The organism is Planctomicrobium aquicomposti (assembly GCF_051466325.1).
Classification (GTDB): domain Bacteria; phylum Planctomycetota; class Planctomycetia; order Planctomycetales; family Planctomycetaceae; genus Planctomicrobium.
In genome coordinates this window covers 1,599,835-1,626,054 of record NZ_CP195792.1, presented here as the reverse complement: position 1 = coordinate 1,626,054, position 26,220 = coordinate 1,599,835, and the positions used below count along the sequence as shown (strand labels likewise).

Genomic DNA, 26,220 nt, shown 5'->3' with positions numbered 1-26,220 from the left:
CAGGCGAATACAGATGGGGCTGTTCGGGTCTCATCGCATTGAATTCAGCGAGTGATGAATTCGCAAACGACCGGAGCAGAACAGTGATGGCAAGGTATCACGGCGATTTTTGGAAGCAATTCCAGAACGCGCAATCTTGTTTCGAATATGCGCACCTTGTCGCGATTGCGGATGAGACACATCAACAGTCTCCAGCGAGTTCACGTTGAATTGAAGGACCGCGTCGGGAGTGACTTTAGCGTGATGATCTGTCAATCTTATTATAAGGAGTCAGGAACTGGATCTCTGGCTTGAGGAACCGATTCCCGAAGTCATTCCGGGTGAATCGCCTTCAGGTGTGGAGCTCCGGTGACGGAACGCCGGGCGGACGATCAAGGGATGTCGCTGAAATGCCGTCATGCTTCCTTCTGACCGGCGCGGCATTGGCTTGTTCGTTTGCTGCGACCATGCCGCAATGACTCAGAGGAAAAAGCAACCGGATTTCGCGTCACAAGAAGAGGCTGATCGATGATGCCACGAGACTGAGCATTGATCGCTGGAGGAGAGGGGGCAGCTTCTTAAAGGGCGATGATGATACGGAGTGGGGAGCGTCAGCAGATTGCGGTTCTTGTCGACCCCGGCGACAGTTGGGGGCGCGGAGTCATCCTTGGCATCTCCGCAGCGAGCCGGCACCTTCTTCCCTGGGATCTGTTGATTGCCCCACGTGATGACCAGTGGCGATTTCGGGTTCCCCCTCAATGGAAAGGCGACGGAATTATTGCCGCCATTCGAGATGAGAAAACTGCTGAGCATGTACGCGCCCAGCAACTCCCTGCCGTCAACGTTTCTGCCTGGCAGAACCCGCATGAAGACTGGTATCGCGTGAACACAGACGACCATCTCCGGGCCGAGATGGCGTTCGATCACTTTCGAAGCCGGGGCTTCCGGCATTTTGCTTATTACGGACCGCCGAGCCTGCGCTATCCGGACAAGCGGGGGACAGAGTTCGCAGACGTGGTCAAAGCGGCCGGAGCATCATGCACAACGTTTGAGATGCCGGCGGATCGTGTCGGTTGGCAATCTGTAAAAGAGGAGACGATTCTCTGGCTGCAGCGGGCACCACGGCCTCTCGCGGTGTTTGCCGCCGACCCTCATCCGGGGATTCAGCTCACCGAAATCTGCAAGGCTGCAGGTTTCCGCATTCCTGAAGAGATCGCCATTCTGGCGGGTGATACCGATGACCTGTTATGCGAAGTCTCCGACCCGCCTCTCTCGAGCATTGTCCTGGCGAGTGGCCAGATCGGCACCGCGAGCGTAGAGATGCTGCGGCAGCTTCTGAATCAGGAATCTCCCGCTTCATCGACGGTGCTGATTCCCCCCGTCAGGGTCATCGAGCGACAGTCGACTGATATTCTCGCGGTGGGGGATCCGCTGTTTGTGGATGCGCTGCGATTCATTCGCGAGCGGGCACGAACGGGAATTCTCGTACAGGATGTTCTGCAGGCGGTCCCCATTTCGCGACGGACGCTGGAGCTCAAATTCCAGCAATACCTCAGTCGTTCCCCCGCAGATGTGATCCTGCGGGTGAAGCTGGAGCGGGTCAAACAGCTCCTCACTTCCTCCGACTGGACGATCGAGCAGATTGCCCACGCTTCCGGTTTTTCGGGGGCTCCGCAACTCTGTTTCGCCTTCAAACGCGAACTGGAGACCACTCCCGCGGAATTCCGCCGCAACAACCGGTCGCGGATCAGTTGACCGCCAGAGAAGCTGTTGGCTGCAGATTGACCCGTTCCCCCCACCCGCAGCGAAGCCGCTCCTCACACGGAATCCTGCAAGAACGAAAACACGAACGGAGCGAACAACTCTTCAGGCCATTTTGTTTTTTGATCTACCCGTTCTTGCCACGCGGGAATGAACATTTCATCACACGAAACGCTTGCTGCGCGGGCACTGAAAAGAGCAAACTGCTCGAGAGGGCCAACGATGTCCGCTCCAGCGCAGCCCTGCACGAGAGTGTTCCTCAGGGTGCCGGTGCGGAGGCGGCGAAGCTGACGGACTCGAACCCGGCCAGCTGACAGGTGTCGTAAACATCGACAAGATCTGCGAGCGGGACGGCGGGCTGAATTTTGAGAATGATCGGGTTTTCAGGACCGGCATTTCCGAGCAGCATGAGCTGAGATTTGAGCAGTTCCCGGTCGGTGTGGAGCGTCCCATTCATGTCGACGACTGTTTTGCCCGCCTCATCGACCTGGATCTGCAGCCAGATGTCCACGCGCGGAGACGCGTCGGCCGGTGTCACCGCGACCGCCGCAGGCACGCTTCCGGAAGCCGACAGATTCGCCGGCAACAGTGACTCGGGGGCATTCATCGAAATGCTGACGATAAAAAAGATCAGCAGGTTGAACACGACATCGATCATCGGCGTCATGGCGGTCATGACGTTGATGCCGGCGGGTCGATGAGTGGCAACTGGAGGACGCACTTGCTGTCGGGCCTGTTATGGAAGACCTGTGTTTATTTCTGAATGACGTTGAAACCGAACCGGGTGACTCCATGCTTCGCACAGCTGAGGAGAATGGGCTCGATCTGTTGATAGTGTGCAGCCCGGTCTCCACGGATCCGAATAGCCAGACCGGCGGGATCATCCCCCGCTTCAGCCGCGATGAGTGATTCGATCTCCGCCAAGGAGACCGATTGGCCATGGACGGAGTAAATTCCCTGGGCATCGACGGTGATGGTCAGACGCCGCGGTTCAAGTTCTTCGGTCGTTTTTCCCGCTGCGGGCAGGTTGACATCGAGTCCCCCATCGTTGCGGGAGAAGTGGGATGTCACCAGAAAAAAAATCACCAGCAGAAACACGACGTCGATCATCGACGTGATGTTGAACTGAATCACCCGGGGACGCGGGGGAAGCGGCGAACGCATGGTTCAGGGGGCTCCTGCTGCGCTGGTGGGAGCGGGAGTTTTGGGTTTGGCTGCGATGCCGCGACGCAGCGGAGACATCACCTGCTCAGCTGTCAGAGAAGCCTCCGACACCACTTCATCAACCCGATTCCGGAACCAGGTGTAGGCTGCGAGAGCCGGCACCGCGACGACCAGACCGAACAGCGTCGTGACGAGGGCTTCCGAGATCGAGGGGGCAAAGTCAGCGGGTGTCGGATTCGACTTGGCCGCAAATTCGGCAAACGCCTGAATCATCCCCCAGACCGTTCCCATGAGCCCCAGCATGGGGGCCAGTGCGCCGATCGCGGACAGGTACTCCACTTTGCGCGACAGCCTTGCAGCCTGTTCCAGTGCGGTGTCCTCCATTGCCTTCTCGACTGCGGCGTAACCAAATGGGGCCTGACGAAGACCCGCGAGCACCAGAAACGAAAGGAATGTCGGTCTCTTCCGGCAGAGCTGCTCGGCAGCGGAAAGCTGTCCGGTCGACAATTGTTGATGCAGTTCCTCTGCGAGTGGACGGGGGCAAATCACAGCCCGGCGAATGGTGAGCAGGTGCTCGATAATCAGTGCCATCATGGCGACGCTGACGCCGATCGTCAGATATCCGATGGCCCCGCCGGCCTGCAGCAGCGCACGGACATTTAACGACCCTTCCTGCATAATCGGGGCATGTTCGGCAGCCAGCAGTGGCCGACAGACAGCCAGTCCCGTCACAACGGTCAATCCGACGGTTCGCAACAGAGGCCAGATCTGGCGACGACTTTCCGCACCGGAATGAGCGACAGAGCGCTTGCAGGAAGCACCGCAAGCGGACCGCGCCGATTCACAGGCAGCGAGTGGCGCGTCGGTCGGCGCGAGCGGAGTTGAGGTGTGTAAAGGCACGTGATTCATCCGTGAAAGGCCTTGTTCGCGCTCCGTCTTCCGTTATGACGGGCGTTTCGACCGGGCGAGCGCTGCTTCGCGTGACCACGGATAGCGTTGCTGCAGCTCGCGGAATAAGTTTTCAGCTTCAGAGGTCAACCCGGTCCGTTCGAGTGTCGAGCCGGCATCGAATAACGCTCGCGCTGCCAGCAGTTCGTTCTCGGGGTAGACCAGTGGAATCCATAACGCTTCGGCAGCTGCTCGTCGCGACAGTCCCCGCAGCTCATAGCCCCGTGCCAGCAATGCCTGAGGGCCGCTCCGCAGCTCGCGCGGCAGCGACTCGATTTGACGCTTCCAGCTTTCCAGCTCGGGTTCGCTGGGCTCCGCAGCGGCCAGACCGAGCCGCCACAATTGTGTTTTGCTCAACGCCGCCACCGACCCGTTCTCATCCTGAGAAAGTTCACGCAGGCGTTTCTCGGCCTGCTGGGCATAGGCGGGGTCCTGCAACAGCAGGCTGGCTCCCAGAAGGCGGTCTGTCGGACTGTGTCCCATTAACCAGATCCGGGCGTCGGACCGAATCGACTCCGGCAGCGGCTGCGGAGTCCAGATCAGCGGCGCCTGCTCCCAGTGACGCGTGGTGGGGTCGGTGCGAATGATCTCGCGAAAGCACTCCAGGGCCACAGCCAGATTCTGTTCACGCTGCGCGGCCTTGATCATCCACGCGAGGATGTCTCGCTGAACCCACTGCCGTGGTTCGCTGCGAACCGCTTCACGAAACGAAGCGAGGGCTGCCTGTGACTCTCCCAGCTCCAGTTGCTCAATCCCTCTTAAGTGGGCGGGCTGGTAGATCGTTTCGATCCCCTGCACCGTGGCAATCGGAAGCGACTGCTTCGCGTTGTTGGCCGTTTGAATAATCACCTGCCGACCGGTGACATCGAGAACTTCGCCCACGAGTGTGATCGGCCGCTTCCCTTCCGCCGGCGTGTAGCTGACCCGATCTTCCGCGCAGCAGAGACTGCTGACGAGGCAAATCAGCAGCGCGCATCGGAGGTGGTGAAGGTCGATCATGTACTCGTCGTCACAGGAGCGGATGCAGGGGCTGCGGCCGATTTCGGGTCTTCCGGCTTCGGTTCACTGCGGAACATGATCGGCAGGAAGAACAGAAAGCCGGCGGTGATGGCGATATCGGCGACGTTGAAGATTCCGGTCCGCAGCGACCCGATGCCCAGATTCATGAAGTCGATGACGTGGCCGAAGCGAATGCGGTCAATCAGATTACCGATTCCTCCGGCGAGAATCAGAGCCCAGGGGAGGAACATCAGCCAGGTGAGACGTTCCGATTTCAAAAGATACCACGTGACCGCCAGCAGCATCACACTGTTGAGAACGGTGAGCACCCAGAAGGTCGCCGCGGGGTTGCCTGCCAGCAGACTGAGAAACGCTCCGGTGTTGACGGCGTATTGAATGCGGAACAGATCGTTCAGATAGATGAGGGGAGGCTGGTCCTTCCAGTGTGTCGTAGCGTAGACCTTGGTCAGCTGGTCAACGAGAACGACCGCCGCCACCACGCAGATCAATCCGATCCAGCGAGTTGCTTGTGAGAGTCCTTGTGGGACAGGCTGCATCATGACGAATTCCGTACTCTTTCGATGGAGTGCAGGGGGCGATCCCGTTGTGAGGGAGCGCTGCTTGCGGCGACCCTATTCCTGTGTGCGCGTCTCACCGCCCAAACCGGCGGAGATGTCGCGGTAAATGTATTGTCCCTGATGCTCCGCGGCCAATTTCTTTAGAAAGTTCCCGGCGTCTCCCAGCGCTGACTTCCGGCCTCGCCCGAACTCGACACAGTGAATTCGGGTCTTCCGTCGATTTTCGCGTCTGACCAGCGCAAAGTCACCGGACGACAGCACCGATTCGGCGGCACCGTCCGTCAGCAGGTAGATGACATCCGGGTTAAGGGACAAGGCGGTGAGCAGTGCGGGAAGATGCTGTGTTCCTGCCTCGGGGAGGATGGTGGCCAGTTGCTGCGTCACCACGAGCCGTTGAGCATCGGTTCCCCAGAACAGTCCCCCGCGCCCGCCGCGAGGATCCAGCATCACATGTTCGTTGTTGTAGAAAATGACCTGAAACTGCTGCGTTTCACTGAGTCGTGAAAGACTGGCCTGCAATTCATTTTTCGCGGCCTGCAGGGCGTTATCCGTGGCCATGCTGGCGGAGCGGTCGATGACGTAAACAAACTTGGTCCCGACGTCACGAATGCCGATGAACGACGTTCCCCCTCCGCCCCCCTGGCCGCTGCCGGTTCCGGTCCCTTTTCCCGCGCCGGAGGGCCCTGTTCCAGAGGCAGGCCGTAAAAACTGTTCACCCAGTTCAGCAATGGCGGGTGCCGGTGGTCCTGCACCAATCACCGCAGGGAACGTTGTCCCCAGTTCCGGAAGCTGAAGCGAAACAGGAGGAGCTTCCGCCAAGGGGGAGGGGGCCACAGTGAGGGGAGATGTCGCTGAAGGGGGTTTTGTGTCAACAGGGGATGGACTTTCAGGCAGGTCGTTCCCGTTTCCTCCTCCGGTCCCTCCTCCGCCAGGATCGCCGAAGTGAATGCCGACAGAACGAAACGATTCGCCCCCTTCTCCTCCGAAATCTCCCCGACAACCCGGAGATCGCGCCAGCTGGAGAATCAGTAGTGCCAGCAAACCGTGAAATAGCACCGACCCGGCCCAACTGGCGTAAGAATTCCGCGTCGCGACCGGGCGAAGCCAGTCTTCGGGGGAGTGCGGAACCAGAGGAGATGAATCGATTTTCATCACGGCGGAGGGAACGCAGAGTGTTCTGAGGCACTCAAAGGGAACAGGAACATCGTGAGGCCACCTGGGATGGGGATGGTCAATCGGGCGGCAGAGACTGGAGCTGAGCCAGCATTCGGCGCTCATCTCAGTTTATAAGTGATTGGTGTATCGGGCAATGTGGAGTTTCTCCGGGTGGATGCCTTTCGGACGACCGACACAGCGGCAACCCCGACGTCTGACTTGGAGTTGGTTGGCCAGTGCGGGTCTCCCCAACCTGCGGCAATCCGGTGGCCATTCGGGAGGGTTGAGGCAAATGGCCGATAACTTCTTTCCCCACAGCCGAAGCAAGATTTCTGAGGCAGCGAGCGCCTGATTCCGCCCGGCGAGCAGCGTGCGATCAAAGGTGAGCTGCTGTAAGCCATTTTGCCGCAGGGGTTTCCTGTTCTCAGGGCGGACTGTGAGCAGATTCCAGTACACATCGAACAGACAGAAATCACGTCAACATGCACATTCGCTGATTCTGCCGATGCGTGAGCCGAATCCTCATGGGTCCGGACCCCCTCTTTCCCAAATTGAAATCCCCCCGTATCTTTAAGCGGTTCGCCCCGGCAACTGGCCCGACAGTCCGCGACAGCTGACAATCGGAATTGGCTGCCGAGGCGAAAGTCCTGACGGCGTTCGCCATTCCTGTCCGGAACCCGGACGGGTCCTCGACCTCATCCCAGAATTACAGGAGACAGCGTGCAGGCTTCCCATGGGCTTCGGTTTTGCGAAACCCAGTTCTGGGTCATCCATCGTCGTACGGAATATGGTCCGTTCGACTATGACTGGAGCCAGGACCTGCGCGGGGTCGAGTTGCTGTATCAGGGACGGAAATTTGGCGAGGTCTGCAGTGCCAATGAATTCTTCGCGGACATGAAGGAGTTTCAACTCCCGATGCGCGTTGTCGAAGTGGCCTGCGTCGTGCTGGGGTGTGTCATTCTGGGGGTGACCTGCGGCTTTAACGCCGGTGAACGGAGTCAGCTGCTGCAGACCACACTCCGGCAGTTTGACTGCGATGATTTTCTTCCTCCGGAAATCCCGGAAGGATAGCCCTCTCGGCTGGGAAGCAGAGAGTCACAGGGAACCGGCGCAGTCCGAGATCGTACTTGTTCCGGCAATAGTTTTTCAGAGATCTTCGGTCCGCGGATTGTCGGCAAATGGTGGAACACAACCAGCACGAAGTTTCCGGTTCAGCTTCCGGACAGGCCGGCTTCATTGCCGGCACCATGCAATTGTTGACCCGCATCACCTGCTGGCGCCCCTGGCTGACGATCGGCATCGTGGCCGTCGTGACGACAGTCCTGTCGGTCATCTCGATTCAGGGACTGAAATTCAAAACGAACCGTTCGGATCTGATTGATCCCGCTGCTCCCTACCAGCAGCGCTGGCTCCGCTACACGGAAAAGTTCGGTGATGACGCGGATGTCGTGCTCGTTGTCGAAGGCCGAGGTGCGGCCGATGTGGCACCCGTCGTTCAGCTCCTGGGAGAGAAACTGGAGTCACAGCCAGAGTTATTCGAACGAGTCCTGTATCAGGATCAGAATACCGAACTTCGCCGCAAGGGATTGCAATATCTGAAGCCGGCAGACCTCGAACAGGCGCAGTCGCTGTTGCAAATGTACGGTCCTGTCCTATCCGGGCATTGGGAACGGGCAGGGATTGAATCGTACGCTCAGCGGCTCTCCGAATACATTCAGTTATGCACGCGTGACAACGCCACCGACGATCTCGCTGCAGCGATTGCACAAACGCAGCGTTTCAGCGCGAGTCTGGGGCAGTTTCTGCAGCAACCGGGGGATTTCCAGTCCCCCTGGCCGGAAGTCGTTTCCCCCTCCGCGTTCCCCCAGGCACAGGCGAATCAATCCAATTCGCTGCTGGTCGATGGCGGCCGAATGGGTTTTGTGCTGGCCATCGTGCGCGACCTGTCGGGCAACTTTTCCGGTCAGTCCGCGGGACTGAATCGCCTGCGTGAGATTGTCCGTGACGTCCAGAATTCGGCCCCGGCGGTGCACATCGGGTTGACGGGCGTTCCCATTCTCGAGGCGGATGAGATGGCTCAGTCACAGTCCGATATGACGATGTCATCGATCGTCTCGGCGGTCGGGGTCGCGATCATTCTGCTGCTGGGGTTGCGAGGCTTCCGGCATCCGCTGATTGCGATGGTGATGCTGGCGGTCGGCATTCTGTGGTCACTGGCGTTCACCTACTTTACCGTCGGGCACCTGAACATTCTGTCTGTTTCTTTCGCAGCCATTCTGATCGGGATGGGGATCGACTTCAGCGTGCACTTTATCTCTCATTACGTCCATCAGCGACGGAGCGGCATTGCCCTGAAGCCGGCACTCGTTGAAACGGCGGGAGAACTGGGGCTGGGGATTCTCACCGCAGCCATCACCACGACTCTCGCATTTCTTTGCGCGATGTTCACCGACTTTCTGGGGATCGTCGAACTCGGGTTGATTGCCGGAGGAGGTGTTCTCATTTGTGCGGTGGCCACGATTCTGGTGCTGCCACCGCTGCTGGCGATTGCTGATAAAAATATCGATGGTCGGACGATTCCGACTCCGTTTGCCGGAACTCCGCTGCGGCTTCTCATCCGGGACTATCCCCGCCTGGTCACTGTGGGTTCACTCCTCCTGATTCTGGCGATTGGCAGTCAGGCCTTCGAGCTGCGTAACGGTCGAGTCGTCTCCCGAGTCCGATACGATTACAACCTGCTGAACCTGCAGGGGGAAGGACTCGAGTCGGTCGAGCTGCAGCATCGCATTTCCGAGGCGACAAACGGCTCGCTGCTGTATGCGGTCTCGCTTGCCGACAGCCCGGAGCAGGCACGATTGATGAAAGAAAAGTTTCTGGAGCTGCCGACGGTCTCCCGCGTGGAGGAACTTGCATCGGCTCTCCCCCCGTTCCCGGCAGCGGAAACGAATCTGCTGGTTCGCTCCATCCATGCGCAGCTGGGACAGTTAAAGCCGGGAGGAGAGGAAACCGCTCCGATCAATCCGGCCGCCGTCGGTCAGGCACTGGAGCGATTGCATACCACCTTAAAAGAACTGCCCGAGCCGAATGCCCAGCGTGCCGCGGGCATCCTGGACCAGGTGCTGAATGGACTCGAGCAGATGCCGCTGGAGTATCAGGTTCAACTACTCACCGGGTATCAGCAGGGAATGAAGGTCTCTCTGCAGCGTCAGTTTGAAATGCTGGCGGAAGTGTCTCAGCCGGAGCCGGTCGGTCCCGCCGACTTCCCCGAGGCCGTTCGCAGTCGCTTCATCTCGGATGAGGGAGACTGGCTGCTGCGGATTTATCCGGTGCAGGAGATCTGGGATGAAGCGCCACTGCGGGACTTCGTGACAACGCTCAGGACTGTTGATCCGGAGGTGACGGGAACGCCGGTGCAGAATCTTGAAGCAGCCATGCAGATCGAGCGGAGTTATCGCGATGCCGCCTGCTACGCCTTTGTCGCGATCATCCTGATTCTGCTGATGAATACGCTTAGTTCCGGTGTCCTGATGTTTGCCTTCACGGCGGCTGCCGGTGCTGCGGCCTTCGCGATGTGGCTGATCGGCGAACGGACCGATCCCCTGCCCGTCCTCTATGTCGCCGTCGTGGTCAGTCTGGTGGTGGCGCTGCTTTTTGATCGACGCGGATTTCTGGAAGCGGTGCTGGCGTTTCTGCCTCCGATGGCCGGAATGCTGCTGTTGTTTGGAATTCTCAGCATGCTCGATATCGACCTGAATCCGGCGAACCTGATCGTGCTTCCGCTGATTCTGGGGATGGGTGTCGACAGTGGGGTCTACGTGATCCACAATTACCGGACCCAAAGCGGACGATACGAAATGTCGTCGGCGACGATGAACGCGGTCGTACTGACCTCGGTGACGTCGATCATGGGGTTCGGCAGCATGATCCTGGCGGCGCACCGCGGTTTGGTCAGTCTGGGACTGGTCCTGGTCGTCGGCCTCAGCTGCTCGTTGTTCATTTCGATGGTGTTGCTGCCATCGATTCTCAGCTGGATGACGCGCAATCGGCCTCCTCAGTCCAGCCCGTTGATCGTTGACGAGGCGGATGATGAGCTTCCGATTGTCCCGATGAAGCCTGCCGGACCGGCGAAAATCATCGCCTGAGCGCGCCACTTGGCGAAGTGTCCTTCGTCAAGCACTGGGCGCTCTTGCCGGTGTCCCGTTCAGCAGGCGCTGTGTCCGGCGAAAATGCCGCCGCGACCCCTCACGAAACCGGCTTGCCGTCGTGGGTCCAGGGAGCCCGGTAAGCCCGATCGGTCATCCGCTGTGCTTCTGGATCATTAAGGATCTGTTCCGTCTGCGGATCCCATTTCAGGGAACGTCCGAGGCGAATCGCGATATTTCCCAGATGGCACACGGTCGCCGTGCGATGGCCGATTTCGACATCGCAGATTGGCAGTTCGCGGGACTTCACGCAGTCGAGGAAGTTCTGGACGTGGTCTGTGCTTTTGAGCAGCTGAATGGGCAGAGTGGAGACATCCTGCTGCACAATCTCTTCTGGTGTACTTTTGAGGGCAGTCCGCGTGACGAAGATGCTCCCTTTGGTTCCTTCGAATGTCACTCCATTGGGAATGTCCTGTTGTAACTGCCCGAGGATCACTTCCACGTTATTCGGATATTTATATGTGACCCGGCAGGTCTCAGTCACTTCGAAGAGATTGTCCTTGTTGAACGTGGCAGTCGCTTCCACCTCCGAAGGGCCCCCGTTATCGAGGTCGAGTGCCCAGTGGGCAATGTCCAGGTTGTGCGCGCCGAAGTTGGTAATCTGTCCCCCGGAGTAATCCCACCAGAAGCGGAAATTGTAGTGGACCCGGTTTTCGTTGTAGGGACGCCACGGCGCCGGGCCGAGCCACATGTCGTAGTTGAGATTGGCCGGCGGATCGGAATCGGGGGGCATCGTCTTCGGAGCATTCGTGCGCGGAATGCCGACCAGAATTCTTTGCAGGGTCCCGAGGGCACCGTTGCGGACCAGAGTGGTGGCCTTCCAGAATCCCTCCATGGAACGCTGCTGAGAGCCGGTCTGCACAATCTTCTGGTTGTCGCGGGCCGCCTGGACCATCCGTCGCCCTTCGGCAATCGTCAGAGTCAGCGGCTTTTCGCAATAGACATCTTTGCCCGCCTCACAGGCCCCAATGGTCATGAGCGCATGCCAGTGGTCCGGTGTGGCGATCATGACGGCATCAATGTCTTTCTGATCGAGAAGTCGACGATAGTCGTCGTAACCTTTGGGGGTGTAATCTTCCCATTTCTGTTTCTCACTCAACGCGCGATTGAGGACATCGGAGTCGACGTCACAGATGGCGGCAATTCGTGAACCGGCCTTGCCGAAATCACTCATCACCGCCCTGCCTCGTCCCTTCACGCCGATGCAGCCGAGCGTCACCCGTTCATTGGCACCAAAGCAGGTGCTGGGGATGATCGTCGGTGCGGCAAAGAGCGCAGTCGATGCTTTCAGAAAAGTTCTTCGATTCAGTCGGGCCATGATGCGCTGATCCTCGATTCCGATGACGCGTTCCGGAAACCGCCCTGCTGAGTCGCAAGCCACGGGGTGCAGCATCTCCCACCGCCTGCTGTCTGTCTGTTCAGCGAACGGCTGCATGACGATGTTACCCGGGAGGCTCACTCCCTGGCGCTGACTCTGTTCCATTATAGACGTTCATTATAGACGTTGGGCGGATCGGCTTGGAACCGAATGAGCCGGGATGACCGTTGTCGCAGGAAGGCTCTGCCAGGCAAGAGACGTTCCCCTCGCAGGGTGATCCACGCATTGACGCGCTCCCCAGACTGACACTTCCCAGCGTGAAGAGCGCCAAGATCCAAAGTCTTCATGAGATCGTCTGTTTCAGTAATGCCACTGTAATGGCAGGCTTGCATGCTGATGTGTTCATGCGTACTTTGTGGCGGAATTCAAACATGCACCGTATGGGGGCACGATGGCTGTCGAGAAATCCATGACACCCGACGAATCGGCAGACACGCTGCCGCCAGACGCCGTGGCACCCTATCCCGGTATGAAGAACATGCCCCAGTGGGAGTTGGGAACACTCTCACCGGCTCCGATTTTTACCTGGCGACAACTCCCTTTGCTGATTGGTCCGGGTCTGGTGCTGGGGGCTGCGGCCGTCGGAGGGGGCGAATGGTTGACAGGCCCGATGGTCACTGCCCGCTACGGAGGATCACTGCTGTGGCTGGCAACGCTCAGTATTCTGGGGCAGGTGATCTTCAACATCGAGATCTGCCGCTACACCCTCTATTGCGGTGAACCGATCTTCACGGGCAAGTTTCGACTTTTTCCCGGTCCCGCTTTCTGGCCGCTACTGTATCTGATTCTGGATCTGGGATCGTTCTTTCCCTATCTCGCTTCAAATGCCGCCATTCCGGCCGTCTCGATGTACCTGGGCAGGCTGGTTGATCCGAATGTGGTCGACGAAGAACGCATGTTGCGAATTGCCAGTTATCTCATTTACGGCCTGGTGATCATGCCCCTGTTTGTGGGGGGCAAGGTCTATCGCTCGTTGAAGATCATCATGACTTTCAAGCTGATCGTGGTGATGGGTTTCCTGCTGTTTCTGGCGTTTGGTTATTCCACCTGGGATACGTGGTACGAGATTTCGACCGGATTCTTCCGGTTCGGCTCCGTCCCCGTGGAAACGCCAGATCAATCCGCAGCGACGCAGAACTTCTTCGTCAGCCTGTGGACGGGAAATCCGATGGCGGCGATCGATCTGTCGATGATCGGCTTCATTACCAGTATGGCGGCCATTGCCGGAAACGGTGGGCTGACAAATATCCCGATCAGCAATTTCACGCGAGATCAGGGCTGGGGGATGGGGAAGGAAGTGGGAGCGATCCCCAGTATCATCGGGGGGCAGTCCATTAAGCTGTCGCATGTCGGCAAGGTCTTTCTGCTCTCGAAAGAGTCGCTGATCCGCTGGACCGGCTGGCTGCGCCATGTGAAACGAGAGCAGATGCTGGTCTGGCTCCCCGCCTGTTTCATGGGGATGGCGCTGCCGAGTATGCTCTCGATGCAGTTTCTGCCTCGCGGCGTGGTTCCGGCCGATAAGAATGTGGCTGCCGGAATGACGGCTCAGGGTGTGGCCGATGCGGTCGGTCCGACGCTGGGACCGGCGTTCTGGTATCTGACGATGTTCTGCGGCTTCCTCGTCCTGTTCACAAGTGCCATCACCACCGTCGACGGAGTGCTGAGACGCTGGGTGGACGTCGGCTGGACTGCCAGCCCGATTCTGCGAAAGTGGGATACCCGCCACATCGGCAAGCTCTATTTCGGCGCTCTCTGCGTGCACGCGATTGTGAGTCTCATTCTCCTCTCCTTAGCCCAGCCGCAACAGCTGCTCGTCATCACCACGAACATTTACAACTACGCACTCGGGATCAGCTGCCTCCACGTCCTGTTTGTCAACAGCCTCCTCCTGCCAAAAGAGTGTCGACCCGGACTGGGGCGACGCATTCTGCTGGCCCTGGCGAGTGCGTTCTTCCTGTTCATCGCGGCAATCACAACGCTGCATGAGTTCGGATTTCTCAAGAGTTGAACCGTTCCCTGTGCAGCAAGTGTGACCATCGGGAGCCGCGTCGGGCTGGTCGACTGGCTGGAGTCGTTTGATTTCCCGCGTTCCCCGGGAGCGTCCGTCGCGATGGTCTCAGAGCACAACACTGCGTGGCACGGGCGCACGGATCGATTGTTTCAATGCTCGGAGGGTGTCAATGGGACGTCCCACACGGGCCTGATCTGCAGCGGCCGTCACACGGCTCCGGTCCGGATGCAAAAACAGGAAGTCCGCACCTCGTCCAGAACAGAACAAACGCGCGGACTTCTTGCATGTTCATCAATCACTGGCGGTCTGCAGGTCGATTACATCGTCCGGCCGCCGTCCACCGTGAGGCACTGGCCCGTCATCATCGACGTCTTCAATGCCAGAAAGGCGACCACATCGGCGATGTCTTCGGGTGCGGACGCCCGCGGAATCGGGTAGGTCGAGGTCATCGATTCAATCTGCTCTTCGGACATCCAGGCGCGCATCCAACGGGTGTCAATCGGACCGGGACAGACGGCATTCACTCGCACCTGCGGGGCGAGCACCCGCGCCAGCGATTTCGTCATCGTGTTCAGGCCCCCTTTGCTGGCGGCATAGGCGATGGAAGAGCCGAGTCCGCTGAGTGCGGCCACCGAGCTGATATTCACCACCGCGGCGTTTCCAGTCTTTCTCAGCAGATCCGCAGCGGCCCGCGTGACGAAAAAGGGACCTTTCAGATTGACCCCCAGAATACGGTCCCATTTCTCTTCGGTCATTTCCTCCAGCTTGTCATGCTCCACGAACGAGGTCGTTCCCGCGTTGTTGACCAGCACATCGAGTCGACCGAATTTCTCCTCCACCTGTTTGATCATCTGGCGAACCTGCTGGTCGTTGCTGACGTCGCACTGGACAAGCTCGGCCTGGACGCCGAGGGCCTGGACGAGTGTGACCGTCTCGCGGGCTTCTGCTTCGCTACGAGTGTAGTTGACAATGATGTCATATCCCTCGCGGGCAAATCGCAACGCACAGGCCCGACCGACCCCTGTCGCAGACCCCGTAATCAGCGCAACTGCAGGCATATTCAAACTCGCTGTGAAGAGGAAGCTGGCTGCACTGGAACATGCCCGGCCCCGGTGCAGAACGGCAACGGAAGCTGCAGCAGACACACTCCTCCTTGCAGCAGTGGGCTACTTTTTTAGCGCACTCCCTTTGCCGCTGCCAGCGTTCTGGGCGGGATTTCCCGCTCCCAGCTTCTGCAGGTGCAACTCACCCGTCGCAATCACCTCGCGTGCCTGGATGGCCATGTCGTGTGCCGACTTCAAGGCTTTTCGGTGTTTGGCGGCGACCAGTTCTGCTTTTTTCAGTTCGATATCCGCGGCCTTGGCTGCCTGCTGGGCGGTGGTCCGTTCGGCAGTCGCCGTCTGCCAGTCCCGGCTCTCTTTGTAGAGTTTCATCCGCAGCTGCTGCAGATTGGTGGCGGCCGTCTGTGCGACAGATTGAGCCTGCGAGTACTCCGGGTCTGCATTCAGGCGAGCCTTCTGGGCTTCTGTCAATCTGGCCCGTTCCATGAGACCACTCTTGCCCTCGGTCGAATGAGCCGGAAGGTTGAGAATCTTGCGGGCCAGAGAATCGACTTGTTCCTGCAGCTCGACGACTCGCAGCTGGGCTTTCGCATACTCCGATCCGGGAGGCTGTTGTGCGAGAATCCGCTCTTCAAGGCTTTTGACATTCTTGTTCGAGGCTTTGAGAGCTTCTTCCTTGTCCTTTGCCGCTTCGCGCAGGCTCTGCACTTCCCCTTCCGCAGCGGACAGTTCCGACTGTGTTGCTTCTGCTTCGGCTTCGATCCTCGCAAGTTGTTCCCGCGCCTGTGTCAGATTCGCCCGCAGCGCAGCAACGTTCTGCTGTCGTTGATTGTTCTGCATCTGCTGCGCCTGCTGATACCAGTAACCTCCCGGGAGCCGGGGGAGCCCTCTCTGCGCCGCACACTCAGTGGCCGGCCATGTGTTCAGCAGCAGCATGCCCGTCAGCAACAGGAGATGGCGATGGTGTTTGGTCATCAGAACTCTCGCACAGGAGTAAAGCCCGGCCCATCCCGAATTTTCGCGTTTGCAGCGACGCGAAACAACCGGAAAATCTTTCGAATGCTGCGAGAATTGAGACGATCCAGCAGATAACCAGAACCATCGGCCAGCTGGACGATGATTGTACACAGGCAGTTCAAGCAGATCTCCTGTGGGAGAATCTGCGAGTTTCGAGCACCTCGACAATCGTCGTAAGATTATGCTGTATGAAGGTCTGTATTAATCAAACATTGAAACTCTCGCTCCAGAGCCGGACAATAGGAGGCCCCTACACCCAGTGACATGTTTGTTGCAACGAACTTCAGGCAGTGGAAGGCGATTCAGTTCATGTCGGTTTCGGGAGCTCGAATTCAGATTCTGCTCATCGTTAGTGCTTTCTGCCTGTCTGTCGATGTGTGCCGGGGGGAACCGGTCGATTTCCGCAACGAGATCTATCCCCTACTGCAACGTCGGTGCTTCGAATGTCACGGACAGAAACGGCAACGCTCGTCGCTTCGAGTGGATTCACGCGAGGCGGTCCTGCGTGGTGGCGATAGCGGTGCCGCAGTTGTTCCGGGCAATCCGGATGCCAGTTATCTGCTCGATGTGCTTGCGCCGGCGGCGGACCCGCGAATGCCACCCGAAGGAGAGCCCCTCAAGGCCGAAGAGATCGAGCGCATGCGTCGCTGGATTCAGGAGGGGGCGGACTGGCCTGCCGATCTGGAACCCGTCGAGCCCGCGTCACAGCCGCATTGGGCCTTTCAACCTCTGACCCGGGCGGAAGTCCCTGTCCTTCCCGCAACGGTACCCGCTGACGCTCGCCATCCGGTGGATGCGTTTCTGTGGAAGGAACTCCAGGCCCACGGCCTGACAATGTCACCCGAGGCAGAACCGGGAATGTTTCTGCGACGGGTCACTCTCGATCTGACCGGACTGCTCCCCACGCCCGAAGAGCTGCAGCAGTTCCTGCAGGCGTGCCGAACGCCCGAGGAAAGTGCCCGGCTGAATGATGAGGCAGTGGCCGCGCTGGTTGACCGGTTACTGGCGTCACCTCGATATGGCGAGCGGTGGGCGCAGCACTGGCTCGATGTTATTCGCTTTGCCGAAACCGCCGGTTACGAGAAAAACGGCATCCGGCCAATGGCGTGGCCGTACCGGGATTATGTCATTCAGGCGCTGAACCAGGACATTCCGTATCCTCAGTTCATTGCCGAACAGCTGGCGGGTGATCAACTCGGCAAAGATCCCGCTACCGGGTTTCTCGTTACGCCTCCCCTCCCCGAGCCGAAAGAGGTGGGACTCGAACCGGCAGCGCTGGCACAAGTCCGGTTCAACAGCCTTGATGAAGTGGTGCAGAACGTCAGCTCCGCCATGTTGGGAATCACCGTGGCCTGTGCCCGTTGTCACGACCATAAGTTCGATCCGATCAGCAGCCGGGATTATTACAGGCTCGTTGCCAACTTTGGCGGATTGCAGTTCGATCGCCGCGAATGGAATTCCGGAGATGCCCCCGAGCCGACCCGACAGCGGCTGCGGGCAGACCTGGCTTCTATTCGGCGAGAACTTTTGACGTCGCCCGTGTGGCGAGAAGAAGAGCCGACGCGCGTGACCGAAGTCATTCAGCCGACTCCCGCCCGGTGGATCCGCTTCACCGTAAGCGAATCCGAGGGGGAGTTCGGGAAAGAACATCTGGCCTTCGGAGTCGATGAGCTGGAGGTCTGGACCTCAACGGCGGACGGAGCCCCGGCAGAAAATGTCGCTCTGGCAACGGCGGGAACGCAGGTCCGTACGAGCGGAGGCAACGCTGAACTCGACAGCTGTGATGCACATCTGATCGATGGTGTGCATGGAAGCGGATCGCTGTGGATCGCGAAGAATCTCGCATCCGAGGGGCCGGTGTGGGTGGAGCTGGAACTTCCCCGCGTGACCACGATCAGTCGAATCGCGTATTGCCGCGACCGGCTGGGGCTCGACAAGAATTTCTCCCGTCTGGGGGGACGATCGCCCAGGAAATACACCATTGAACTCGCGACGGAACCGGGGAACTGGAAGGTTGTCGCCAGCGAGCCTCGCTCTGAGGAGACGATCTCCACGGAACAGACGCGGCTGGAAAAAACGTTTGCCGAAAAATCGCGCCAGCTGGATCGTCTCAGCTACGTATTCGCCGGCCGGTTTGAGGCCCCACCACCCATGCATGTGCTGAAGCGGGGAGACCCGCAACAGCCGAAGGAGGAGGTCGCCCCCGGCGGATTGGACATACTGGGTGGCTACGAACTCTCAGTGACTGCGACCGATCCGGAACGTCGACTCGCACTCGCCCGCTGGCTGGGAAGCCCGGAGAATCCGCTCACAAGTCGGGTGCTTGTAAACCGGATCTGGCATCATCATTTCGGGACGGGGCTGGTTTCGACGCCGAGTGACTTCGGCACTCAGGGTGAACGCCCCACGCATCCCGCGCTCCTCGACTGGCTGGCGAGTGAATTCATTGCCAAGGGCTGGAGCATCAAGCAGTTGCATCGTCTGATCTGCAACAGTCGCGCCTACCGTCAGGACAGCCGTCCGCAGCCCGAGGCTCTCGCAATTGATGCGGACTCAAGATTGCTGTGGAGATTTCCTCCGCGTCGACTCGAAGCGGAGGCCATTCGCGACAATCTGCTGCTACTGAGTGGCTCGCTCAATCAGGACATGGGGGGGCCCGGCACAAGTCTGTTTAAGACCGAACGCTTCGGTGGTGAGTATCTGCCGCTCGACAATCCGGGCCGCAACACATGGAGACGAATGATCTATCTGACTCGCGTGCGTGGGGCAGACGATGGGCTCTTCAAAGCCTTCGATATCCCCGACTGCGGACAGGTCCGCGCCAAACGGACGACGTCGACCACGCCGCTGCAGGCGCTGAATCTGTTCAACAGTCCGTTTACCAGCGGGCAGGCGGAGTTGTGGGCCCAGCGACTGCAAGCCGAAGACCCGCATGAGATCAACGAGCAGGTCACGCAGATGTTCCTGTCGGCCTACTCACGACTGCCGACAGAGGTCGAGCGAGCGGCATGTGTCGACGTCGCACAGGCACAGGGACTGGCGACGGTCTGCCGGGCCGTATTGAATTCCAATGAGTTTCTGTTTCTGGAGTAGTCCGGCATGTTGACCCCTCAAGGCCTCCAACTGCTCAACCGCCGCACCTTTCTCTCGCAGCTGGGAGCAGGCATGGCGGGCATTCCGCTGTTGCAGCTGTTGGCAAAGGAGGGGCTGCTGGCCAGTGAGAGTGGCGAGCTGTACCGCCCGGTGATCGACCCGGCGCGTCCCTACGCACCCCGTGTTCCGCATCTGCCGGCGAAAGCCGATCAGCTGCTGATTATCTATTGCGCCGGAGCGGTCAGTCAGGTCGACTCGTTTGATTACAAGCCCGATCTCTACAAGTACCACGGACAAGATGCTCCCAATGCACCCAAGGTGACATTCGGCGGCCCGGCGGGAAAACTGGCCCGGCCCTTCTGGGATTTCAAGCCCCGCGGGGAATGCGGCAAGATGACCTCCGAACTCTTTCCCCAGCTGGGGGAGCTGGCGGACGACATCTGTTTTATTCACTCGCTGACCGCCAAGAGCAGCGCTCACACACAAGGCGAAAATTTTCTCTCCACCGGATTTGTCGCGGAGGGCTATCCGAGTCTCGGCGCCTGGACGACCTATGCACTCGGGAGCCCGAACCAGAACCTGCCCGCTTTCGTGTCGATTTCGGATCCTCGTGGGAGAACGGAAGCGGGCCCGAATAACTGGGGCTCGGGATTTTTGCCCGCTACCTTTCAGGGAACGAGCCTGAGCGCCGATCAGCCGCCGCGAAATCTGCTGGCGCCTCACTCCACCAGTGCTGCGCAGGACCGGGCAGCCCGATCCTTATTGCAGCAGTTGAATGAGAGCCATCTGGAGCGTTATCCGGGGGACTCTCAGCTGGCGGCCCGGATCGCCAGTTACGAACTGGCTGGACGAATGCAGCTGTCGATTCCCGAATTGCTGGATCTCTCGCAGGAACCGCAGCATGTGCTCAAGGCCTATGGGGCGGACGACAGCGATGCCACCAAGGCCGCTTATGCGCGAAACTGTATTCTCGCGAGGCGACTGCTCGAACAGCAGGTCCGCGTCGTGCAGCTCTTCAACGGCGGATCACAGGGGGGAGGCGGCACCAACTGGGACAGTCACTTCGAAATCGAAAGGTGGCACGGTCACCATGCCCGCATTTTCGATCAGCCGACGGCCGCCATGCTCAAGGATCTGAAAGAGCGAGGATTGCTCGAGCGGACCCTTGTGGTGTGGTGTACGGAGTTCGGACGGAACCCGTTCATGCAGGGGAGCGGCACCGGCCGAGACCACGGCATCGACGGCTTTACCTGTTTCCTGATGGGAGCAGGAGTCAAGGCCCCGTTCAGCTTCGGAGCCACTGATGAACTCGGTTGGAAAGCGGTCGAGCAGCCACGAACGCTCTACGATTTCAATGCGACGATCCTCCGCATTCTGGGCTTCGACCATGAGCGGCTGACGTACTATCACAACGGGACGGAGCGGCGACTGACCGATGTGCACGGTCACGTCATCGAAGAACTGCTGGCATAGATTGAGGCTTACCGACCAACATCCCGGTGCCGCACTCCCCGCGCTGATTGGCACAGCAAAGCCTGTGTGGAACGTGCTCCCGATTCCCATTCAGAATGCCTGAACGGGTCACGGCAGCTTACGGATGCGGAGATTGCGGAATTCCGCGGGTGCACCTTCCGCTTCCAGACAGAGGTAACCCGTGCTGGGCTTGCAGTCACTGCCGCCGGAGACCTCCTCGCCGTTGACCCACAGACGGATTTCGCCGTTGATGGCCCGGACGTAGTAGTGGTTCCACTCCGGTGTCGATCGGGTCAGCTCTTTGCGCGGGAAACTGCGGCTTTTGTTCGGTGACAGCGGCGGGAAGGGCGTCATTTTCGAGGTCCCGACGGCAAAGACATCGCCGTGACATGTGAAGAATGTTCCTCGTTTGCCGGTCTCTTTTTCGTACTTCTCCGCGAACCCGGGATCAAGCACCTGTACCTCGATTCCCCCGGGAGGAAGCTTGCCCGGAGGGAGGTCTTTCAGTGCCTCCTCGCTGGCCCAGACAAAGATGCCCGAATTGCCACCCGCTTCCAGATGACGCCATTCGACCACCAGCTCGAAGTTGGTGAGCTGTTCGCGACTGCGGGTGACGCCAATGGGTGTCCCTGTCGTGCGGATCGACTCACCCTGCATCGACCAGGTGTTGTCATCGCCGTTGACCCGTTCAAAGTTGGCGAGTGTCCATGTTTCCCAGCCGGGACCCTGGCCGTCGATCCGGGCGTGCGGGGGCTGTTCTGCCCACGTCTGAGATGAACACAAACAGATCAAAGCGATAGCGGCGCAGCGGACAAACAGATTCACGATCACAACTTTCAGGGGAAGGGTGGCTGCGGGGGCGAAAGGCCCGTCGCGTCGGTTCGGCACATCTTAACCGGGATGAGTCGCGGATCGCCATGCGGAGGCAGAGCCCCCCCTCGCGCAGGTTGCTCTGGCCTGTGCCCGCGCAGCCTGCGACCCGGTTGAGACAATTCCAAACTCCGCGCGGTGACGAGGGACCACGCCCCAGTCTCAGGTTCAGTCTTCGTAGCGTGCGCTTCTGCTGATCGGGACGCCGATCATCTCGCCGTTGTAGACCTGCTTGTCGTTGACGAATCCCTGGAACTCGAATTGCGCCATCCGCTTGATTTTGAACTTGGTCGTCCGGGCACAAATGATCAGCCGCGAATTCGGATACACCGGGGCGCGGAAACGGACGTCAGTCATCCCGCCGAAGCCGAGGTAATCACCGGCCTGCAGAATGTCGTATTTGCGGGCATAGAAACCGGCCAGCTGCGCAGCGGCTTCGCACAGCAGAACTCCCGGCATGAGCGGGAAACCGGGCATGTGCCCCTTGATCCAGAATTCGTCGTCGGTGATGTCCTTGAAGCCGATGAGACCGTGCACGCTCGTGTCGACGTGGACAATGCCGGAAAGCTGCTCCATCTCATGGCGTTGTGGATTGACCTTGCGGATGTCATCCAGGCTGAACAGCGGCTTGTCGTAGTTGTATTTCTTGTAGTCGAAAATCGGCTCGGCGGGCATGAAATCAAATTCCGTATTTCAAACAGAGACAATGAGGCAGGTCAAATGCTGAGGATTTCCAGGATCTGACCGAGACTGGAGACCAGACGGTCCGGCCTCCATTCCGGATTACGGACGTCCGCTCCCGTAACGTGGCAGCACTGTTTATCGGCGGCGAATAGTGCTGTATGAAAACCGCATCTGCGTGCGACTGCAAGGTCATCCTGCAGACGGTGGCTGACATGCAGAACCTGTTCTGGCTCGATCCCTTTCTGCTGCATCTGGTGAACGGCCTGTCGAAACAGGGATTCCGACGGCTTTTTTAATCCAGCCTGACAGGAGAGTACAATCAGATCCATTGAAAGGACGTCGGACGGGCGTCGAACCGGCCCCTGTTGCCGAAGGTTCCGGACCAACTGCGGCAGTGTGAACATTTGCCCGTCGCTGAGCAACCCTGATGCAATTCCGGCCTGCATCAGTCGCGTCAGGACTTCGCACGCTGTCGGGGCAGCGGTGGTGCCCTGCAGACTGGCGTGGAAGAAGTAGGCCACCTTGATCGACAGATCGGTCAGGTCTCCATAAAGCGCTTCGTCCCAGACATAGTCGTTCTTCACGAGCCGTTCGAGAATTTTCCTCCAGATCCGGCCGGAATCGATCTCCGGAATGTCGCCTCTCTTTTTGGTCGATGTCAGCCGGGCATCTTCTACAAGTTCTGTATATTGCCGCAGCATGTATTCCCACGGCTGGCCCGGCTTTCGTGACATGCTGTTCCACATATTGAATTCGCGGATGGTCTTGTCCAGCGCGATCTGCATGCGGATTTCCTGGGGATGGTGGTGCAGCAGCATCCCCTGATCGATATTCAGCAGCGTGCCGTATACGGACCATGTCACCGCCTTGATCCTGGGAAGGGGAGCCAGCGACGGGGAGACTTTCAGCGGGACAGGATCGGGCGGCTGCGGCCAGATCAGATCTTTTCGTTCATCCAGTTTCTCGATGTATTCCGCAAGCCCCAGTGACATAAGCCCACCGTGACAGGAGTTCGAGCGAAGGAAGACGAATTACTATCCGCAATTGGACCGGGCCCCCGCAAGGAAAACCTCGGTCGGTCTCACTGTTGGGGATTCGAGAGCATCCTGCCGCTTGGGGAACGAGCAGAAATGCCAATGCTCCCGGAAAGTGCGATGGACTTCCCCGGGAGCAAGTGATGGACGAATTTCGTTCAAGTGGACTGGCCCAGTGCGGGATCCAGTTCCCTTCAGCCGGCCTGTGCCTGATCCTGCGCCTGATGCTGATTCAGCTTGTTGTAGAGCGTCTTCAGCGCGATTCCGAGTTCGTCGGCGGTCTTCGGCTTATCGCCATGGAACTTGTCGAGCGTCTGCAGAATCACTTCCATCTCGATTTCCCGCAGGGTCATCGGATGGGTGAAGTTGGCAATGTGGAACGGCTTGCTGCCGGAAGCCGGTCGACGGGAAACGCTCGTCGGCAGATCCTCGGGGCGAATGGTTTCACCATCGGAAAGAATGACCGCGTGCTCAACCGCATTGGCCAGCTCACGCACATTCCCCGACCACTCGTGGGACCGCAGAAGCTCGATGGTTTCAGGAGGCAGGATGCTTTCCGGGACGCTCGCCCGCTTCATATGACGGGCGACCAGGAAGCGAGCCAGCGAGGGAATGTCGTCTTTCCGCTCACGGAGCGGGGGAATGCGGATTTCGAAAGTGTTCACACGGAAGAAGAGGTCTTCGCGGAACTTCCCTTCGGCAACCATGTCTTCCAGATTGCGGTTCGTCGCGCAGACCACCCGCACATCGACGGTGAAGGCTTCATTTTCCCCGACGCGTCGGACTTCCCCCGACTCCAGGAACCGCAGCAGTTTGACCTGCATCGCTTTGTCGAGTTCGCCCAACTCGTCGAGGAACAGAGTTCCCCCGTTGGCGACTTCAATCAGACCCTTGCGCGGGGTGTCGGCTCCGGTAAAGGCCCCTTTCTTGTGGCCGAACAGTTCGCTCTCCACCAGGTTTTCCGGGAGGGCACCACAGTTGACTGCCACAAATGGCATTTTGGCCCGATTGCTGTACTCGTGCACGCTGCGGGCGACCAGTTCTTTGCCAGTCCCTGTTTCACCGAGAATCAGCACGCTGGAATCGGTGGGGGCGATGCGCTCGACCAGCTTTTTGACGCGCAGCATCGACGGGGTTTCGCCGACCAGTTCGGTCCGTCCCCGAACCGTTTCCAGTTCCGACTCCAGTGCGAGCGCCCGATTGGCGAGTGTCCGTTTCTGGGAAACCCGGTTCAGAACGCTGTCGATCTCGACGATCTTGTACGGCTTGCGAAGGAAATCGTAGGCGCCGAGACGAATGGCACGAATGGCATCATCAAAGCCGCCGTGGCCGGTGCTGATAATGATGTCGGTGTCGACGCCGGACTTCTTGATGGACTCGATGACCGCCCAGCCATCCACCTCGGGCATCTTGAGGTCAACGATCACGGCATCGAAAGCACTTTCCGACAGCGCGTGCAGTGCGGCCTGACCTCCGTCGACGACCGTGACATCATGTCCGATCCTCTGCAGCTCCTTCCCCATAACCATGCGGATGGGAGCTTCATCATCGACGAAAAGCAGCCGTAAACGCTGGGCCACTTTGGCACCGGCGTCGTCCGTCCGTGACGACATAACGGAGTCCTGTATTTTGAGAGACAGCCTCTTCCAGAAGCTGACCAGTTGGGCAGGCAAGGTGATTGCGAGCGGGTGATAACAGAATGCCGAATTCGTGTAAATTCGAGTCTCGGCGAGATTCCAAAGATTCTTTGTAAGCCGATTCCGCAACGCCAGTTAACACCATTTCCCCCGCAGAAAACGGTTTGCCGGCGAACCGATTGCCTGAACAAATGCATTGTAGGCAAACTGCAGCAACGTCCGCCTGCCGACCCGGGGGCCGCGTGGAAGACTCCCCATCGCCCGGTGACGCTTGCGGTCAGGGGCGAGGAACGAAGATCATCCGCGCCACTGCAAATGTTCTTCCCCCACTTCCAGACAGTCTGTCCTCATGTGCACTCGTCCACAATTACTGGTGAGCGTCACCAGTCTTTCCGAGGCCCGACTGGCAGAGCAGGCGGGCGCGGACCTGATCGATATCAAGGACCCGACTCGGGGCCCGCTCGGCATGGCGGACTTCTCTCTCATCCGTTCTATTTCCGGGGGGCTCAGCTCCTCCAGGCTCAGCATCGCCTGTGGTGAGGCGCTGGACTGGACCGAGCCATTACCGCTCGACGGCCCGGTGAGTGGTGTTCAGTTTCTCAAGCTGGGACCGGCGGGCCTGTCCCGGCGCACCGACTGGCAGCAATGCTGGCTGGAGTCGCGGGATCGGGTTAATCTCCATTTTGCCAGTGACTCCCCTCCCGCCTGGATTGCCGTCGTCTACGCCGATTATCAGGCAGCCGCAGCTCCCGAGCCCGAAGCACTCATCCGCTTTGCAATTGAATCCGGCTGCGTCGGGGTGTTGTTTGATACCGCCTGCAAGCAGGGACCTGCACTGACCGGTTGCCTGACGCGGTCCGAGTTGCAACGTCATCTGCGTGAGATTCGACGAGCCGGCCTGCTCAGCGCACTGGCGGGACGGTTGCAACTCGCTGATCTTGGTCCGCTGGCGGAACTCGGACCGGACATCATCGGGGTCCGTTCAGCAGCCTGCTACGGGGGCGCCCGTCTTGGAGGAATCGATCCCGCGGCCGTCACCAAGCTGAAGCAGACGCTGCTGGAGAGCCGTCCGTCGACTTCTTCCGAGGGGGCAGAGGGGAGTTGCTTCCCATTTGAGCCTGCGATTCCGTAGCATCGGCCTCACACTGCCATACAAGTCCTGCCCCACTCGCTGCT

20 protein-coding genes are annotated in these 26,220 nt (G+C 59.2%); 7 read left to right on the top strand and 13 right to left on the bottom strand.

Annotation, left to right across the window (positions count from 1 at the left end; translation table 11 throughout):
- The first annotated feature begins 567 nt into the window (after positions 1 to 567).
- The gene (locus SH664x_RS06215) at positions 568 to 1,734 is read left to right on the top strand and encodes a substrate-binding domain-containing protein (protein ID WP_437205951.1); all 1,167 of its coding nucleotides are present in this window, start codon (positions 568 to 570) and stop codon (positions 1,732 to 1,734) included.
- Positions 1,735 to 1,999: 265 nt separating this feature from the next.
- Here the strand turns inward: SH664x_RS06215 and SH664x_RS06210 are convergent, their stop codons facing one another.
- From SH664x_RS06210 to SH664x_RS06185, 6 genes are all read right to left on the bottom strand, one after another.
- Entirely contained in the window at positions 2,000 to 2,461 is a 462-nt protein-coding gene (locus tag SH664x_RS06210; protein WP_437205949.1) for an ExbD/TolR family protein, read from the bottom strand.
- Between the two features lie 32 nt (positions 2,462 to 2,493).
- Positions 2,494 to 2,904: an ExbD/TolR family protein gene (locus SH664x_RS06205; protein WP_437205948.1), complete on the bottom strand. Its 411-nt coding sequence runs from the start codon at positions 2,902 to 2,904 to the stop codon at positions 2,494 to 2,496.
- Between the two features lie 3 nt (positions 2,905 to 2,907).
- Positions 2,908 to 3,804 carry a MotA/TolQ/ExbB proton channel family protein gene (locus SH664x_RS06200; RefSeq protein ID WP_437205946.1) on the bottom strand — a complete coding sequence of 299 codons (897 nt, stop codon included), beginning with the start codon at positions 3,802 to 3,804 and terminating at the stop codon, positions 2,908 to 2,910.
- A 42-nt stretch (positions 3,805 to 3,846) separates the two neighbouring features.
- Positions 3,847 to 4,851, bottom strand: coding sequence for a tetratricopeptide repeat protein (locus SH664x_RS06195; RefSeq protein WP_437205945.1), 1,005 nt, complete (start codon positions 4,849 to 4,851; stop codon positions 3,847 to 3,849).
- Entirely contained in the window at positions 4,848 to 5,411 is a 564-nt protein-coding gene (gene lspA / locus SH664x_RS06190; protein WP_437205944.1) for a signal peptidase II, read from the bottom strand. The genes SH664x_RS06195 and lspA overlap by 4 nt, the downstream gene beginning before the upstream one ends.
- A gap of 72 nt (positions 5,412 to 5,483) precedes the next feature.
- The gene (locus tag SH664x_RS06185; protein ID WP_437205943.1) at positions 5,484 to 6,581 is read right to left on the bottom strand and encodes a vWA domain-containing protein; all 1,098 of its coding nucleotides are present in this window, start codon (positions 6,579 to 6,581) and stop codon (positions 5,484 to 5,486) included.
- A 723-nt stretch (positions 6,582 to 7,304) separates the two neighbouring features.
- On the opposite strand from SH664x_RS06185, the gene SH664x_RS06180 reads away from it, so the two are divergent.
- Both SH664x_RS06180 and SH664x_RS06175 read left to right on the top strand, forming a co-directional pair.
- Complete coding sequence (locus SH664x_RS06180; RefSeq protein WP_437205942.1) at positions 7,305 to 7,655, top strand: hypothetical protein; 351 nt, start codon at positions 7,305 to 7,307, stop codon at positions 7,653 to 7,655.
- Between the two features lie 107 nt (positions 7,656 to 7,762).
- The gene (locus SH664x_RS06175; RefSeq protein WP_437205940.1) at positions 7,763 to 10,726 is read left to right on the top strand and encodes an MMPL family transporter; all 2,964 of its coding nucleotides are present in this window, start codon (positions 7,763 to 7,765) and stop codon (positions 10,724 to 10,726) included.
- 100 nt (positions 10,727 to 10,826) lie between these two features.
- On the opposite strand, the gene SH664x_RS06170 is transcribed toward SH664x_RS06175, so the two are convergent.
- Positions 10,827 to 12,104: a Gfo/Idh/MocA family protein gene (locus SH664x_RS06170; protein ID WP_437205939.1), complete on the bottom strand. Its 1,278-nt coding sequence runs from the start codon at positions 12,102 to 12,104 to the stop codon at positions 10,827 to 10,829.
- Between the two features lie 469 nt (positions 12,105 to 12,573).
- Here SH664x_RS06170 and SH664x_RS06165 point away from each other — a divergent pair, with 469 nt between their 5' ends.
- Positions 12,574 to 14,172: an Nramp family divalent metal transporter gene (locus tag SH664x_RS06165; RefSeq protein ID WP_437205938.1), complete on the top strand. Its 1,599-nt coding sequence runs from the start codon at positions 12,574 to 12,576 to the stop codon at positions 14,170 to 14,172.
- A gap of 320 nt (positions 14,173 to 14,492) precedes the next feature.
- Here the strand turns inward: SH664x_RS06165 and SH664x_RS06160 are convergent, their stop codons facing one another.
- Both SH664x_RS06160 and SH664x_RS06155 read right to left on the bottom strand, forming a co-directional pair.
- Entirely contained in the window at positions 14,493 to 15,233 is a 741-nt protein-coding gene (locus SH664x_RS06160) for an SDR family NAD(P)-dependent oxidoreductase (protein WP_437205936.1), read from the bottom strand.
- A gap of 108 nt (positions 15,234 to 15,341) precedes the next feature.
- A complete protein-coding gene (locus tag SH664x_RS06155) occupies positions 15,342 to 16,211 on the bottom strand; it encodes a hypothetical protein (protein WP_437205934.1) in 870 nt (289 codons plus the stop codon).
- Between the two features lie 351 nt (positions 16,212 to 16,562).
- On the opposite strand from SH664x_RS06155, the gene SH664x_RS06150 reads away from it, so the two are divergent.
- Together SH664x_RS06150 and SH664x_RS06145 are read left to right on the top strand one after the other, a co-directional pair.
- Positions 16,563 to 19,346 carry a PSD1 and planctomycete cytochrome C domain-containing protein gene (locus tag SH664x_RS06150; protein ID WP_437205933.1) on the top strand — a complete coding sequence of 928 codons (2,784 nt, stop codon included), beginning with the start codon at positions 16,563 to 16,565 and terminating at the stop codon, positions 19,344 to 19,346.
- A 6-nt stretch (positions 19,347 to 19,352) separates the two neighbouring features.
- A complete protein-coding gene (locus SH664x_RS06145; RefSeq protein WP_437205931.1) occupies positions 19,353 to 20,819 on the top strand; it encodes a DUF1501 domain-containing protein in 1,467 nt (488 codons plus the stop codon).
- A gap of 108 nt (positions 20,820 to 20,927) precedes the next feature.
- On the opposite strand, the gene SH664x_RS06140 is transcribed toward SH664x_RS06145, so the two are convergent.
- From SH664x_RS06140 to SH664x_RS06125, 4 genes are all read right to left on the bottom strand, one after another.
- Entirely contained in the window at positions 20,928 to 21,707 is a 780-nt protein-coding gene (locus SH664x_RS06140; protein ID WP_437205929.1) for a 3-keto-disaccharide hydrolase, read from the bottom strand.
- A gap of 150 nt (positions 21,708 to 21,857) precedes the next feature.
- Positions 21,858 to 22,364: a 3-hydroxyacyl-ACP dehydratase FabZ family protein gene (locus tag SH664x_RS06135; protein ID WP_437205927.1), complete on the bottom strand. Its 507-nt coding sequence runs from the start codon at positions 22,362 to 22,364 to the stop codon at positions 21,858 to 21,860.
- Positions 22,365 to 22,405: 41 nt separating this feature from the next.
- The gene (locus tag SH664x_RS06130; protein ID WP_437205926.1) at positions 22,406 to 23,365 is read right to left on the bottom strand and encodes an HAD family hydrolase; all 960 of its coding nucleotides are present in this window, start codon (positions 23,363 to 23,365) and stop codon (positions 22,406 to 22,408) included.
- A gap of 236 nt (positions 23,366 to 23,601) precedes the next feature.
- On the bottom strand, positions 23,602 to 25,020 hold the full coding sequence (locus SH664x_RS06125; RefSeq protein ID WP_437205924.1) for a sigma-54-dependent transcriptional regulator: 1,419 nt from the start codon (positions 25,018 to 25,020) through the stop codon (positions 23,602 to 23,604).
- A gap of 373 nt (positions 25,021 to 25,393) precedes the next feature.
- On the opposite strand from SH664x_RS06125, the gene SH664x_RS06120 reads away from it, so the two are divergent.
- The gene (locus SH664x_RS06120; RefSeq protein ID WP_437205922.1) at positions 25,394 to 26,176 is read left to right on the top strand and encodes a (5-formylfuran-3-yl)methyl phosphate synthase; all 783 of its coding nucleotides are present in this window, start codon (positions 25,394 to 25,396) and stop codon (positions 26,174 to 26,176) included.
- The last annotated feature ends 44 nt before the right edge of the window (positions 26,177 to 26,220 follow it).

Excerpts from the sequence above, each read along its gene's own strand:
- SH664x_RS06205 (WP_437205948.1), bottom strand. The coding sequence starts at position 2,904 with ATGCGTTCGCCGCTTCCCCCGCGTCCCCGGGTGATTCAGTTCAACATC.
- SH664x_RS06120 (WP_437205922.1), top strand. The coding sequence starts at position 25,394 with ATGTGCACTCGTCCACAATTACTGGTGAGCGTCACCAGTCTTTCCGAG.
- lspA (WP_437205944.1), bottom strand. The coding sequence starts at position 5,411 with ATGATGCAGCCTGTCCCACAAGGACTCTCACAAGCAACTCGCTGGATC.
- SH664x_RS06215 (WP_437205951.1), top strand. The coding sequence starts at position 568 with ATGATGATACGGAGTGGGGAGCGTCAGCAGATTGCGGTTCTTGTCGAC.
- SH664x_RS06150 (WP_437205933.1), top strand. The coding sequence starts at position 16,563 with ATGTCGGTTTCGGGAGCTCGAATTCAGATTCTGCTCATCGTTAGTGCT.
- SH664x_RS06160 (WP_437205936.1), bottom strand. The coding sequence starts at position 15,233 with ATGCCTGCAGTTGCGCTGATTACGGGGTCTGCGACAGGGGTCGGTCGG.
- SH664x_RS06155 (WP_437205934.1), bottom strand. The coding sequence starts at position 16,211 with ATGACCAAACACCATCGCCATCTCCTGTTGCTGACGGGCATGCTGCTG.
- SH664x_RS06185 (WP_437205943.1), bottom strand. The coding sequence starts at position 6,581 with ATGAAAATCGATTCATCTCCTCTGGTTCCGCACTCCCCCGAAGACTGG.
- SH664x_RS06125 (WP_437205924.1), bottom strand. The coding sequence starts at position 25,020 with ATGTCGTCACGGACGGACGACGCCGGTGCCAAAGTGGCCCAGCGTTTA.
- SH664x_RS06195 (WP_437205945.1), bottom strand. The coding sequence starts at position 4,851 with ATGATCGACCTTCACCACCTCCGATGCGCGCTGCTGATTTGCCTCGTC.
- SH664x_RS06130 (WP_437205926.1), bottom strand. The coding sequence starts at position 23,365 with ATGTCACTGGGGCTTGCGGAATACATCGAGAAACTGGATGAACGAAAA.
- SH664x_RS06165 (WP_437205938.1), top strand. The coding sequence starts at position 12,574 with ATGACACCCGACGAATCGGCAGACACGCTGCCGCCAGACGCCGTGGCA.
- SH664x_RS06175 (WP_437205940.1), top strand. The coding sequence starts at position 7,763 with ATGGTGGAACACAACCAGCACGAAGTTTCCGGTTCAGCTTCCGGACAG.
- SH664x_RS06170 (WP_437205939.1), bottom strand. The coding sequence starts at position 12,104 with ATGGCCCGACTGAATCGAAGAACTTTTCTGAAAGCATCGACTGCGCTC.
- SH664x_RS06135 (WP_437205927.1), bottom strand. The coding sequence starts at position 22,364 with ATGCCCGCCGAGCCGATTTTCGACTACAAGAAATACAACTACGACAAG.
- SH664x_RS06145 (WP_437205931.1), top strand. The coding sequence starts at position 19,353 with ATGTTGACCCCTCAAGGCCTCCAACTGCTCAACCGCCGCACCTTTCTC.